Annotated in this window: 12 protein-coding genes; 6 read left to right on the top strand and 6 right to left on the bottom strand. The window is 59.4% G+C overall.

Going from position 1 to position 13,582, the window contains the following annotated elements; translation table 11 throughout:
• Positions 1-60 precede the first annotated feature (60 nt).
• Positions 61-1,890: an oligoendopeptidase F gene (gene pepF, locus GN112_RS10610; RefSeq protein ID WP_155310191.1), complete on the top strand. Its 1,830-nt coding sequence runs from the start codon at positions 61-63 to the stop codon at positions 1,888-1,890.
• Between the two features lie 328 nt (positions 1,891-2,218).
• Here the strand turns inward: pepF and GN112_RS10605 are convergent, their stop codons facing one another.
• From GN112_RS10605 to GN112_RS10580, 6 genes are all read right to left on the bottom strand, one after another.
• Entirely contained in the window at positions 2,219-2,599 is a 381-nt protein-coding gene (locus GN112_RS10605) for a hypothetical protein (protein ID WP_155310190.1), read from the bottom strand.
• 4 nt (positions 2,600-2,603) lie between these two features.
• Positions 2,604-2,906, bottom strand: coding sequence for a TRL domain-containing protein (locus GN112_RS10600; RefSeq protein WP_155310189.1), 303 nt, complete (start codon positions 2,904-2,906; stop codon positions 2,604-2,606).
• A gap of 12 nt (positions 2,907-2,918) precedes the next feature.
• Positions 2,919-4,571 (bottom strand): phosphoglucomutase (alpha-D-glucose-1,6-bisphosphate-dependent), encoded by a 1,653-nt coding sequence (gene pgm, locus GN112_RS10595; protein ID WP_155310188.1) that lies wholly within the window; start codon positions 4,569-4,571, stop codon positions 2,919-2,921.
• Between the two features lie 116 nt (positions 4,572-4,687).
• Positions 4,688-5,344: a TPM domain-containing protein gene (locus GN112_RS10590; protein ID WP_155310187.1), complete on the bottom strand. Its 657-nt coding sequence runs from the start codon at positions 5,342-5,344 to the stop codon at positions 4,688-4,690.
• Between the two features lie 81 nt (positions 5,345-5,425).
• The gene (locus GN112_RS10585; protein ID WP_231716989.1) at positions 5,426-6,346 is read right to left on the bottom strand and encodes a TPM domain-containing protein; all 921 of its coding nucleotides are present in this window, start codon (positions 6,344-6,346) and stop codon (positions 5,426-5,428) included.
• 1 nt (position 6,347) lies between these two features.
• Positions 6,348-6,938, bottom strand: coding sequence for a LemA family protein (locus GN112_RS10580; RefSeq protein ID WP_155310186.1), 591 nt, complete (start codon positions 6,936-6,938; stop codon positions 6,348-6,350).
• 278 nt (positions 6,939-7,216) lie between these two features.
• Between GN112_RS10580 and GN112_RS10575 the strand changes: the two genes are divergently transcribed.
• The 5 genes from GN112_RS10575 (at position 7,217) to GN112_RS10555 (ending at position 13,576) form a co-directional block, all read left to right on the top strand.
• Positions 7,217-8,197, top strand: a complete 981-nt coding sequence (locus tag GN112_RS10575) for a CoA transferase subunit A (RefSeq protein WP_231716988.1) — start codon at positions 7,217-7,219, stop codon at positions 8,195-8,197.
• A gap of 14 nt (positions 8,198-8,211) precedes the next feature.
• Positions 8,212-8,973: a CoA-transferase subunit beta gene (locus GN112_RS10570; protein WP_155310185.1), complete on the top strand. Its 762-nt coding sequence runs from the start codon at positions 8,212-8,214 to the stop codon at positions 8,971-8,973.
• 294 nt (positions 8,974-9,267) lie between these two features.
• Positions 9,268-11,943, top strand: coding sequence for a molybdopterin-dependent oxidoreductase (locus GN112_RS10565; RefSeq protein WP_155310184.1), 2,676 nt, complete (start codon positions 9,268-9,270; stop codon positions 11,941-11,943).
• A gap of 9 nt (positions 11,944-11,952) precedes the next feature.
• Positions 11,953-12,309 carry a TusE/DsrC/DsvC family sulfur relay protein gene (locus GN112_RS10560; protein ID WP_155310183.1) on the top strand — a complete coding sequence of 119 codons (357 nt, stop codon included), beginning with the start codon at positions 11,953-11,955 and terminating at the stop codon, positions 12,307-12,309.
• A gap of 124 nt (positions 12,310-12,433) precedes the next feature.
• A complete protein-coding gene (locus GN112_RS10555; protein ID WP_155310182.1) occupies positions 12,434-13,576 on the top strand; it encodes an aminotransferase class V-fold PLP-dependent enzyme in 1,143 nt (380 codons plus the stop codon).
• Positions 13,577-13,582 lie beyond the last annotated feature (6 nt).

Here is a 13,582-nt window from a genome sequence, read left to right as displayed (position 1 = left end):
ACACTGATTTATAGGATTCCGGACCTCGGAAAACGTTTAAATAGAAATGGAGTCAACGTGATGCCCAACACCAAAAAAATCCCCCTTCGTGAGGACATTCCTGCCGAAAGCCAGTGGGACCTGACGCCCTTGTTTGCTGACGATGCAGCCTGGGAGGCGCAGTTTGCGGACGTGTCCGCCCAACTCGACGGCTACGCCATTTTCCGTGGGCGCCTGTTGGAATCGCCCGAGGGGCTGGCCAAGGCCCTGGAATTTCATATGCAGATCTCCCGTGCCCTGGATAATTTGTACACCTATGCCCACCTGAAGAGTGACGAAGACAAATCCAACAGCCATTATGTGGGTATGCAGGACCGGGCCATGGGCCTTTTTACCCGCGTGTCGGAGGCCTCAAGCTTCATCGATCCGGAGATCCAGGCCCTGGACGAGGTGCGCAAGGCCGAATTTCTTTCCAGTCCGGCGCTGCAGACTTTTGGCTTTTTCCTGGAGAAGATTCTGCGCGCCAAGCCCCACACCCATGGCGAGGATATCGAGAAAATTCTGGCCATGTCCACGGAAGTGGCCAGAGCCCCCTCCCAGATTTTCAGTCAGTTGGACAATGCCGATCTGACCTTTGGGGTGATCGAGGACGAAAAGGGAGAGCGCCTGGAGTTGAGCCACGGCAATTTCATCTCTTTTTTAATGAAACCCCAGCGGGAGATCCGGCGCCAGGCCTTTGAACAGTATTACCAGACTTATCAGGCGCACCGGCACAGTATCGCTGCGGCCCTGGCCCACTCGGTAAAAAAAGATGTTTTCTATGCCCGGGTGCGCAATCACGCCTCATGCCGCAGTGCCGCCCTTTTCTTCGATAATGTACCCGAGTCGGTCTATGACAACCTGGTGGAGACGGTCAAGACCCACACGGCACCGCTGTTCGGCTACCTCGGGCTGCGGCGCCAGGCCCTGGGCGTCGAACACCTTCATTTTTACGACACCTATGTGCCCCTGGTATCGGCGGTTGACTTCCGTTTGAATTACGATCAGGCCGTCGAGATCGCCATGGCGGCACTGACCCCCCTTGGAGATGAATACACGGCTGTTTTGAAGAAAGGACTTGCCGGCGGATGGGTGGATCGGTACGAGAACAAAGGGAAGCGCAGCGGAGCCTACTCCTCGGGCAGTTACGACTCGCCGCCCTATATCCTGCTCAATTTTGAAAATGACAACATCAACAGCCTCTATACCCTGGTCCATGAAGCCGGGCACAGCATGCATTCCTATCTTTCCAAAAAACACCAGCCTTATGTGGACCACCAGTACACCATTTTTGCCGCCGAGGTGGCCTCCACATTCAACGAGGTGTTGCTCAGCCGTTACCTGCTGGATAAATACAAAACCGACGAGAAGATGGTGGCCTACATCCTCAACCGCGAAATCGACAATATCCGCGGTACCTTTTTTCGTCAGACCATGTTCGCCGAGTTCGAAGCCTCGATCCACAATGACGCGGAAGCCCAGAAGCCGCTGACCATCGATTCGCTTCGTGCCACTTACCACCGCTTGCTGGAAACCTATTTCGGCAATGCCCTGGTCATCGACCCGCAGCTTGATCTGGAATGCCTGCGCATCCCCCATTTCTACAGCGCTTTTTATGTGTACAAGTATGCCACCGGCCTGGCAGCGGCCATCGCCCTTGCCCGTCGGGTGCTGGACGGCGGCACTGCCGAGCGGGACGCCTATCTGAACTTCCTTAAGTCCGGCGGCAGCATGTTTCCCCTGGATGCCCTGAAAAAGGCGGGGGCAGACATGGCCTCGCCGGAACCCATTTTGGAGACGGTGGCCCATTTTAAAGCGCTGGTCGATCGTTTTGGCGTACAGTTATCCCCAATGTTGCATAAAAAAGATTGAGAAAAATCGCCAATTGCCATGGCCATCGTGCGGTGGGGTGATCCCTGTAATGTGTGTCTCTTACTGCATTTGGCAATAATTGTTATGTTAGGTCTTGCATAACGATGCGGCCGGTCTTATATTGAAAACGGTAAGCGACTGAACACTCCCGTTCAGTATGGCGCCAAAGGGTTGTGACCGTGTCATCAACCCTCCTCTCTTCTCCTCTCTTGGGCGGGCCCTTTTTGGGCCTGCCCTTCTTTTTTTCTGGTTTTCGGACCGCCGATTTCAATTAATTTCATCCCCGATCCTTAACGGATTGTTTTTCACCTGGCTGACGATGCGATGATTATGGTGATGTGGTTGCCGGTATGGGCTCACCGTACAAATAGACCCGGTGGGTTTTCCAGATTCCCAGGATGCTGAAGATCTCCTGGTCGGCAAAATAGAGCGGATCCACTCCGTTCCGGCGGGCCACCTCGCCGATGGCGTTGGTGCTGACGCGGGCGTAAAGGCCGAGTCCGCTGATCGGTTCCTTGATTTCGATAACCCGATCGGACGAGGGACTCTTTTTCGGTGCCGGTGTGGTGCGAAGGTCAGTGGTCAGTGGCAGACGCACGTCGGTGTACAGCAATCCGACCAACGGCCCCGTGCTGCAGGCCGACAAACAGAGTGTTAACAAAAGACCGGTGAACAGCCGCGATGCACGGTGATAAACGATGGTCGACATCGGTTCAGTCTCCATAGACCACCACCCGCCAGCGTGTGTAGAGGCCGAAAAGGATCGTGAACACCTCCTGGTCGGCGTGACGCATGGTGGTGATGCCGCCTTCGGCCGCGGCCGCAGCGTAGCTGGCATCTCCCCAGGCAAACAGCCACAGGATGCTGCGTGCCTCGGCCACACCGGTTTTCTCTCCCAGTTGGGTCTGGTCCAGATCCACGTCCAGCGGGGATTTGACATTCACGTAGGCGCATCCGGAAAGGGATAGCAGACCGGCGATTACCACCAATACCATGATTGTGCGGATCGATTTCATCAGGGTTTCTCCTTACACGCCTGCCGCCGTGAACACCGCACCGACCATGGCTTGGGCCTCCTGTTGGATGGCCTCGAGATGGGCCTGGCCTTTGAAGCTTTCGGCGTAGATCTTGTAAATTTCTTCGGTGCCTGACGGCCGGGCGGCGAACCAGCCGTTCTCGGTGACCACCTTGAGGCCGCCGATCTCGGCCTGGTTGCCCGGTGCGCGGGTGTGCTTGGCCACGATCGGCTCTCCGGCCATTTCTGTCCGGGTGATCGTTTCCGCTGACAACTTTTCCAGCACCGCCTTCTGGGCGGCTGTTGCCGGTGCGTCGATACGCGCGTAAACCGATGCGCCGAACTGCGTTTCCAGGGAACGGTAGATCTCTCCCGGATCCCTTTCTGTTTTGGCCATGATCTCGGCGGCCAGAAGATCCATGATGATGCCGTCCTTGTCCGTGGTCCACACCGAGCCGTCCATGCGCAAAAAGGATGCTCCGGCGCTCTCTTCGCCGCCAAAGCCGTATTTCCCGTCCATCAGCCCGTCCACGAACCATTTAAAGCCCACGGGAACCTCGCTGAGTTTTTTGCCCAGATGGGCCGCCACCCGGTCGATCATCGAGGTGGAGACCAGGGTCTTGCCGATGGCCGCTGTGCCTGGCCAGTCGGGCCGGTTCTGGAACAGATACCAGATGGCTACGGCCAGAAAGTGGTTGGGGTTGAGCAGGCCGGTGCTGCGGGTGACGATGCCGTGACGATCCACGTCGGTGTCGTTGCCAAAGGCCACGTCGAACCGCTCCTTGAGCCCGATCAGCCGCTGCATGGCATAGGGGGAAGAGCAGTCCATGCGGATCTTGCCGTCTTTGTCCAGGGGCATGAACCCGAAGGTGGGATCCACGACGGGATTGACGACCTCGATGGCCAGGCCGTAGCGTTCGGCAATCGGCGTCCAGTAGTCCACGGCGGCACCGCCCATGGGGTCCACGCCCAGCTTGAGCCCCGAGGCGGCGATGGCCGGCATGTCGACCACCCGTGATAAATCGATCACGTAAGGCGTGATGTAATCGTAAGTGTGGGTTGTTTCCGCCTTGAGGGCTTTTTCAACGGGCATGCGTTTGATGCCGCCGCACCCGGCCTCAAGGATGGCATTGGCCCTGTCGGCAATCTGCCGGGTGATTTCTGTCCCCGCCGGGCCTCCATGGGGTGGATTGTATTTGAATCCGCCGTCCTCGGGGGGGTTGTGGGACGGGGTGATCACCACCCCATCGGCCAGTCCGCTCTGCCTTTCCCGGTTGAAGGTCAGGATCGCGTGGGATATTACCGGTGTCGGGGTATAGCCGAGCCCCTTTTGGATCATCACCGTCACCCCGGCGGCGGCAAAGACTTCCAGGGCGGTGGCCAGGGCCGGTTCGGAAAGGGCGTGGGTGTCCATGCCCGTGAAAAGCGGCCCCGTGATCCCGCTGGATGCCCGGTACTCGCAAATGGCCTGGCTGATGGCAATGATGTGGTCCTGGTTGAAACTGTTTTTCAGGGACGATCCCCGGTGGCCGGAAGTGCCGAACACCACCCGTTGACCGGCAACTGTCGGGTCGGGGGGGTGGGTGTAAAAAGCGGAGACGAGCCGGGGAATGTTGGCGAGAACCTCCTTGGGTGCCGGTTTCCCGGCAAGGGGATGAATGGCCATGTGGGAATGCTCCTTGTTGTTTTTTGCCGGCCCGGCCCGGCATGGGGATGGTCGACGGCCAAGTGGTCGGGCCTCGGTTGATTATAAAAAACGGGGCTAACACAATTCTAACAATTTTACCCCTCCCCGACGATTAGATTCTGAAGCTCATCGGTGTCATCGGGTTTGATGGGGAAATGGGCCTGCAGCAGATCACCGATCTCCCGGATCGCATTGCAGACCGCTTCTGCCCGCTGCCCCTGGCCGATACCCTGGGTAACGCGTGCGACCAGATGCTCCCATTCCGTCTGGGGAATCTTCTCGTGAATGCCCTTGTCGGCCAGCAGCCACACCTTGTGCTCGAAAACGGAAATGAACAACAGCACCCCGTTGGCATCGCGGGTGCGGTAGAGGCCCTGACGGAAAAAGGTGGTAATGGCCGCCTCTTCGACCTCTTCATTGATTTCCTGCTGTGAGATAAACCGTCGTTTGAGGGATGGGCAGTGTTCCACGGTCCAATGCCCAATGGCAAAAAGGATGGCGAAAAGCCCGAGGAAAAACCACATGTTGTCGGTGCCGATCCACAGCCAGGAACCCAGGAAATGGGTGACCAAAAGCGCCAGCGGCAGGGCCAGGACCGTTGCGCCGAGCACACTGGCCACGGGATAGTGATAGCTCCGGGAAACGATCATGCAGACGATCTCGCCGGCGGTTTGTGTTTCCGCCCCGGCAACCGCTGCTTCAATCTGTTTCCGGTCTGCGGCCGATAAAAAACGTTCTGCCAGGTTTTTCATGGTTGCTGATGGGATCCTCTGTTGGTTCAAGATGTTGATAGGTAATGGGGCAACCCTTGGGAGGGTTTGGCCAGGGATCGGTTACCAGCCGCCGGAGGCCCCGCCGCCGCCAAAGCCACCCCCACCGCCGGAAAAGCCGCCGAATCCGCCACCGGAAGAGAATCCTCCTCCGCTGCCAAACCCGCCTCCCCAGTAACCGCCGCCACGATGGGAACGGCTGCCGAGGCCACCGGAAAGCGGCCCGCCAATCCCGGACAGGATCAGGCCGGCCAGCAGACCGACGGGAATCAGCGCCAGCAGCAAGATGGCCCCTGCGCCGAAGAAGAGCGCGCCGGCGATTGGGAAGAGAACCGCCCCGCTGGCCGCTCCCATGACCCGGTTGGCCCGCCCCAGGGCGTTGACCAGGAAGAGCAGCCCGAAAATGGCAAAAATGGGTGTCCCTTTCCGGGCCGGCGCGGTGCGGGGCTGCCGGGCCTTGTCGGCTGCTGAGAATTCTCCTTTCACCGCCTCGATCATGGCACCGACCCCCTGGGTAATACCCTGATCGAACTGTCCCGATCTGAAATAGGGGGTGATCACATTGCGGATAATGCGTCCCGACGTAAGATCGGTCAAACGTCCTTCAAGGCCGTAGCCCACTTCGATGCGAATTTTGCGTTCCTTTTTGGCGATCATCAGGATGGCCCCGTTGTCCGATCCCGCCTGGCCGATTTTCCAGGTCTCGGCCACGCGCATGGAAAAATCTTCCAGGACGTCGCCGTCAAGGGCCGGGATGGTCAGCACCACGATCTGGGTGGACTCCTGCTGCTCGAAATCGGTCAGCACCGCCTCCAGCTGCCGCTGGCTGGCGCTGGTGAGCATGCCCGCATAATCATTGACGTGGCCCTTGAGTGGGGGCACGTCCAGAGCCCACAGCGGCCCTGCGCATACCAGCAGGAGAATCAGAAGGACAAGGGCAGCACCAGTTTTCCAACGTTTGTTGTGAGTGATCATGGTTTTCATTTTACTCAAAGCTGATTTGGGGTGCCTGAGCGGATCCGGCTTCGGCCTTGAAGTATTCCTTGCGCTCCAGATGCAGCATCAGGGAGTTGGTCAGGCTGTAGGGCAGGCTCCGGATTTTCGAATTGAACGCCTCGACGGCCTGGTTGTAACGCTGACGGGCCACATTGATACGGTTTTCCGTGCCTTCGAGCTGGTTCTGCAGATCGAGAAAATTCTGGTTGGCTTTCAGGTCCGGATAACGTTCCACCACCACCATCAGCCTTGAGAGGGCCGATGATAGCCCGCCCTGGGCGTCCATCATCTGCTGCATGGCCTGGGCATTGCCCAAGTCACTGGCCGAGAGCTTGACGCTGGTTGCCTTGGCCCTGGCCTCGACCACCGCCTGCAGGGTGCCCTTTTCGTGGGCGGCGAAGCCTTTTACGGTGGCTACCAGATTGGGAATCAGGTCGGCCCGGCGCTGCAGGTTGCTTTCCACATCGGACCAGGCCCTGAATACGCCTTCCTCCATCTGCTGCAGTGCGTTATAACCACATCCGTTGGCCACCAATGTCAGTGCCAGTGCGGCCATCAACCATTTCATATACTTGAGCATGGGCGCTCCTTTTGGGTGGGGAATTTTAAAGTGAGACCATTGATCCGCATATACACGGTTGTATTGCCTTATATAGTGCGACACCAAAGCGGTTTTGACAACCCCTGGGTGGCTTTTGTGGACAGGACATCGTCAGGCTTGCCACCGGCGACGCCCTCTGATAAGGGCTTGGCAGAATTTGCCGGGGAAACGGACGTGGCCGCGTACCATGCGTGGCCCCTTTTACGGAGGACGGGTCGTTCAATCGAGAGATGGCTTCCGAGCGGAAAGGACGAGAATTGAGCAAACTGGTAAAGGACAAAGTCATGCCGCTGAAGAAGGCGGTGGGCGCCTATGTTCACGATGGCTGCCACATGGCCATCGGCGGATTTACGATCAACCGCAACCCCATGGCGGCGGTTTACACGATCATTCGTGCCGGCATCAAGGACCTGCATCTCTACGTGCACTCCAACGGCCAGGGCGTTGACGAGCTGATCGGCGCCGGCTCAGTTTCCAAGGTGGAAATCGCCTACGGCGGGTCGGGCAAGTTCGCCGCCACCTGCATCCGTTTCAGAAAGGCCATTGAGAAGGGCACCCTTCAGGTGGAGGACTACTCCAACTACCAGATGACCCTGAGGTTTCTGGCCGGAGCCATGGGGGTACCCTTTCTGCCCACGCGCTCGTCCCTGGGATCGGACATTGTCGATAAGTGGGGCTTTTCCGAAAACCTTCGCCGTTCCGATCCCAAACTGCCCAACCGCAAGCTGACCGTTCTGGACAACCCCTTCGAAGACTGGGGCAACACCGAAAAGGTCGTGCTGGTGCCGGCCATCACGCCCGATGTCACCCTTCTCCATGTGCAGCAGGCCGACCGTGCGGGAAACTGCCGTATGGACGGTCTCAGCTTTGCCGATGTGGAGCAGGCCAAGGCCTCCAGGCACCTGGTGGTCACCTGCGAAGAGCTGATGGAAGGCGATGCCCTGCACGAAAACGCCCATCACAACCAGATTCCCTTCATCCATGTGGATGCGGTGGTGCATGTGCCCTTTGGGGCCTACCCGACCGCCTGCTACCAGCATTACGACTACGATCCGGTCTATCTGAAGGCGTATGCCGTGGCGGCCAGGGACGATGAGAAGTATAAAGACTATCTGGATACCTACGTATACGGCGTGGCCGATCACCAGGCCCTGATCGAGCGCATCGGGACCGAACGGATGGAGAGCATCAAGGCCGACCCGCGCACGGGATATGCGGCCAATCTGGACAGGCGATAGATAGAAGGTAGACAATGGAATATACCCTAAGAGAAATGATGACGGTGGTTGCCGCCCGGGAGATCAAGAACGACGATATCGTCTTCTGCGGCACCGGTATTTCCATGCTGGCGGCCATGGCGGCCAAAAGCATCAATGCGCCGGACTGTGTGATTTTTTTTGAAACCGGCGCCATCGACGCCGCGCTCGAGGAGATTCCCATGGCCGTTGCCGATTCGCGCGTGATGTATCACACGGCCTCCAGCGGCGGCCTTCTGGATGCCTTTGCCACCATGCAGAATCCCACCACCGGTCAAAAGGTGATCGGCATTCTGGGTGCGGCCCAGATCGATATCTTCGGCAATCTGAACTCCACGGTGATCGGTGACTATTTCTCACCCAAGACCCGCTTTTCCGGCAGCGGAGGTGGTTGCGATGTTGCTTCCTTCGTGCCGCGCAGCATGATTTTCATGCAGCACGAAAAACGGAAATTCGTCAAAACGCTGGACTATCTGACCAGCCCGGGGCACCTGGACGGACCGGACGGCCGCCGCAAGGCCGGTCTCCCCGCGGGTGGACCGGAGCTGGTGATCACCAACATGGCCGTGATGCGCTTCGACGACACCACCAAAGAGATGTACCTGGACGGGGTGTATCCCGGCATCGAGCCTGAAGCGGTGCTGGAGCAAATGCAGTTTTCCGTGGATATCTCACGGGCGCGGGAGGTGATGCCTCCCTCGGCCGATGAACTCAACATCCTGCGGGATAAGTGCGACCCCCAACGGCTGATTTTGTAAAACCCATTGCAAGCGTTTACAGGGCACCACATCTGCTTTGTTCCCGGGCACTTGAAGTATGAATAACACGTCGGCGTGCCCGGCGCCGCGCATCTGCGGCACCCTGTAAACGCTTGCAGGGCAGTCTTTTAAAATCAATTGGTCATTTTAGCCCCGTGAACAGGTAAAACCCATTTAACCCGATTGGAGAACCCGCTTAAGGGCCAGAGCGAAAGGTTTCGATTCAACCTGGCTTATTCTCTAATCTGGGCCCGGCGTTATGTCTATTTTCCCATAAATAAGGAGACCCACTGCATGCAAAAGAAAAAAGTGCGTATTCGCATCAACGGGCAATGGCGCGAGTGGATCATCGATCCCAAAACCGCCTTGCTTGATCTGCTGCGCAACGATCTGCGTCTGACCGGTGCCAAACAGTCCTGCGACCGCAAGGGCCAGTGCGGGGCCTGCACCGTGATTGTCAACAAGAAAGCCGTCCCTTCCTGTCTGACCCGTGTGGGCGACGTCGACGGCGCCGATGTGATCACCGTGGAAGGATTGGGCACCCCGGACAATCCCCATCTGATCCAGGAGGCCTTCGTGCTCGCAGGCGCCATCCAGTGCGGATTTTGTACGCCGGGCATGATCATGAGCACCAAGGCCCTGTTGGACGCAAACAACGATCCGGACGACGCGGCCATCATGAAAGCCCTGCGCCGTAACCTGTGCCGCTGCACCGGTTACACGAAGATCATCGAGGCGGTACGCCTGGCCGGTCGCTTCCTGCGCGGCGAGACCTCGCCCGAGGCGATGCGCCCCCTTCCCACGGACAAGGCCATGGGCACCTCCCATCCCCGTCCGTCGGCCCTGGACAAGGCCTGCGGTACGGCCTATTTCTCGGCCGACTACCCGGTGCAGGACGCCCTGGAACTGGCCGTCTGGCGCAGCCAGGTGCCCCATGCACGCATCGTTTCCATCGATGCCGGCACGGCCCTTGACATGCCCGGCGTGGCCGGCGTGATGACCGCCGACGACATCAAGGGGACCAATCGCCTGAAAATCCTGGTGGCGGACCGGCCGGTGCTGTGCAAGGATACGGTGCGCTACATCGGCGATCCGGTTCTGGCTGTGGCCGCCGACACTAGGGAACATGCCGAAGCGGCCCTGGCAGCCGTCACGGTCGATCTGGAGCCGCTGCCCGTTCTGGACAGCCCGACCACGGCCATGACCGAAGGCGCCGTTCAGCTGCACCCGGATATGTCCAACCTGTGCTGGCAGCAACCCCAGATCAAGGGCAACGCCGAGGACGCGTTAGAAACGTCGGCGACGGTCATCGAGGCCCGATTCAAGACCCAGGTCAACCACCAGGCACCCCTGGAACCCGAGGTCACCGTGGCCTATTGGGAGGCTGACGAGGATGCCGAGGAACCGGACAGGCTGGTGATCATCGGCCGCAGCATCAACATCCACCTGCACCTGTCCATGCTCCAGTCGGCCCTGGGCTACGAGAACATGAAGTACATCGAGGCCTATGCCGGCGGCCAGTTCGGCATCAAGATCGATGTCATCTCCGAAGGCATCGCCGGTGCCGCGGCCATTCATTTCAAACAGGCCATCCGCTATGTCCCGAGCATCGCCGAAAGCATGCAGATGGCCTCCAAGCGGCATCCTTTCGAAATGGACGTCAAGCTCGGCGCGGACCAGGAAGGCATGCTCACCGGCTACTGCAATGACTTTGTCATGGATAACGGCGCGTACTACTCCATCGGGCATGTGGTTTGCCATCGTTCCCTGCTGATGCTCTCCGGCTCTTACAACATTCCCCATGTGCATGCCCACGCCAAAGTGGTCTACACCAACAATCCCTGGGGCAGCGCCGCCCGTGGCGCCGGGCCACCCCAGGTCACCTTCGCCCTGGAATGCGCCATGCAGATGCTGGCCGACAAGCTGGGAATGGACGCCTTCGAGTTCCGGCTGAAGAACTCGCTTCAGCCGGGCCAGAGCAAGTCCACCGGACGGGTGGTGGACATGTGGCCCTTTCCCGAGGTGATGGAAGCGGTTCGTCCCGCCTATGAGAAAGCGATCAAGGCGGCCGAACCCTACAAAGCGGGCAAGGTCCGCCGCGGAGTCGGTATCGCCACCGCGGCCTTCGGCATCGGCGGTCCGGGAGATGTTTCGGTGGCCTCCGTCGAACTGGGCGACGACGGCATCATCCATATTTACGCTGCCGCCGCCGATCCCGGGGAAGGCAACGATTCCATGCTGAGCCAGCTGACGGCCGAGTACATGAACGTTGCGCTGGACAAAATCTGCCTGCATACCCGCGATACCGACGACACCGCCGCCAGCGGGCCGGCGGCCGGCAGCCGCATCACCTACATGATCGGTGGCGCCCTGATGGCCGCCCTGACCCAGCTCAAGGCGGCCATGGAAAAATCCGGGGCCAAAAACGGTCTTGAACTGGAAGCCGCCGGTCAGCCGAGGCGGTTTCTGGGGCAAAAGAAAAATGAAGATGCCGGAACGCTGGACGAGAAAACCGGCCAGGGTCCCTCCTTCGAGTCGCAGGTGCACTGTGTGCAGATCGCCGAGGTCGAGGTAGATACCGAAACCGGCAAGGCCAGGGTCCTGAAAATGACCACGTCCGTGGACGCCGGCAAGGTGATCAACCCCCAGAACCTCACCGGGCAGCTCGAAGGCGGCATGGACATGGGTGTCGGCTATGCCCTGCGGGAAGAGTATATCGCCGGCAAGACCAAGGACTGGCTGAACTTCAAGTTCCCCACGATCAAGGAGTACTTCGAAAAGGAGATCATCGTCCTCGAAACGCCCCGGCCCAAGGGCCCGCTGGGGGCCACCGGCATCGGCGAAATGTGCATGCTGCCCACGGCACCGGCGGTGATCAACGCCATCAAGGATGCCACCGGCGTGTGGGTGACCCACCTGCCGGCCACCCCCGATAAGGTCAAGGCGGCCCTGGCCGCCAGAAACGGCTGATTGTCAAGCATGACCGACGCCGTACCCTCTGCCAAAAAGAAATTGCATCCCGTTGTCCGGACATTCGGAGGACGGGATGTCCTCTTTGACAACGAGGGATTTTTCAATGACTATGAAGATTGGGATGAGGACATCGCGGGTGTTCTGGCTTGCGAGAGCGGTATCGCGACCCTGACCGATGCCCACTGGCGGGTGATCCGTTTTTTAAGGGAATTCTATCTCGGCCACGGGCGGGCGCCGCTGAACAAACAGCTCAAGAAAGGCACGGGCATGACCCTGGTCGAGCTGGAACGTCTGTTTCCCGATGGGATTAAAAACGGTGCCCGCCGGATAGCGGGGCTGCCCAATCCCAAAAGCTGCACCTGAAAAAGACGTTATCGGGTTTCCATGCTCCGCGTGGGAACCCATATCATCCGGATAAAGAACAATCGGTGCTCCCACGCAAAGCATGGGAGCAAGAAAAAACGATTAAAAGGTGTTCTCACAACCCATGATCTACCTGGACAACGCCGCCACATCCTTCCCCAAACCGGCCGAATGCCTGCGGCGGGCTCTGGATCTCTATCTTACCTGCGGTGCGTCTCCGGGCCGCGGTGGATATGACCGGGCCGTTGAAGCCGAAGCCATGGTGCAGGCGGTGCGCGACAAAATTGCCGGCCTGTTCGGTGCCGCCAGGGGGGCCCGGGTCTGTTTTGCGGCCAATGCCACCGACGCCCTGAACACACTGATCCTCGGCCTTCTTGAGACGGGCGACCATGTGGTCACGACCCGCCTTGAGCACAATTCCGTTTTGCGGCCCCTTAACCATTTGCAACAGTCTCTGGGAATAGGGGTCGAGCATGTCCCTTTCAATAAAAGCGGGTTTGTCGAACCCGACCGGATCGACGCCTGCCTTAGGCCCGAAACCCGTGTGGTGATCGTCAACCACGCCTCCAATGTACTGGGAACGGTGCAGCCGGTGGCGGCCATCGGAGCCATCTGCAAGGCCCGCGGTATTCCCCTGGTTGTCGATGCCTCCCAAAGCGCCGGTTGTATCCCCATCCTCATGGAACAATGGGGCATCACCGGGCTGGCCTTTACCGGCCACAAATCCTTACTGGGCCCCACGGGAACCGGCGGGCTTGTCCTGGCACCGGATCTGGATTTGGCACCGTCCCGTTTCGGTGGCAGCGGCGTGGATTCCATGAACCCCTTCCAGCCCGACGAATACCCTTTCCGTCTGGAGGCCGGTACCAGCAACCTGCTCGGCATCCTCGGCCTGGGGGAGAGCATTGATTTTGTGGCCGCGCACATGGAACGCTTTCGGGAAGAGGAACGGCGGCTGACCGCCCGACTGGTGGAGGGGCTCAGGGCCGTTCCCTCCGGCCGCATCCACCTGTTTGCCGCCGATGCCATAGGCCGGCACCTGCCCGTGGTCACCTGCCGGGTCGACGGCATCGCCAGCAGCGACGTGGGCGCCATCCTGGATGGTGATTTCGAGATCGCCGTGCGTACCGGGCTGCACTGCGCACCCCTTGTGCATGCCGACCTTGGAACGGCCCCTTCCGGTGCGGTGCGTTTCAGTCTGGGACCGTTTACCACTGAGGCGGATATCGATGCGGCCATCCGGGCCATGGCCGCCATTGCCGGTTAACTTCCT

The organism is Desulfosarcina ovata subsp. ovata (assembly GCF_009689005.1).
Lineage (GTDB): Bacteria > Desulfobacterota > Desulfobacteria > Desulfobacterales > Desulfosarcinaceae > Desulfosarcina > Desulfosarcina ovata.
This window is presented reverse-complemented; position numbering and strand designations above follow the sequence as displayed.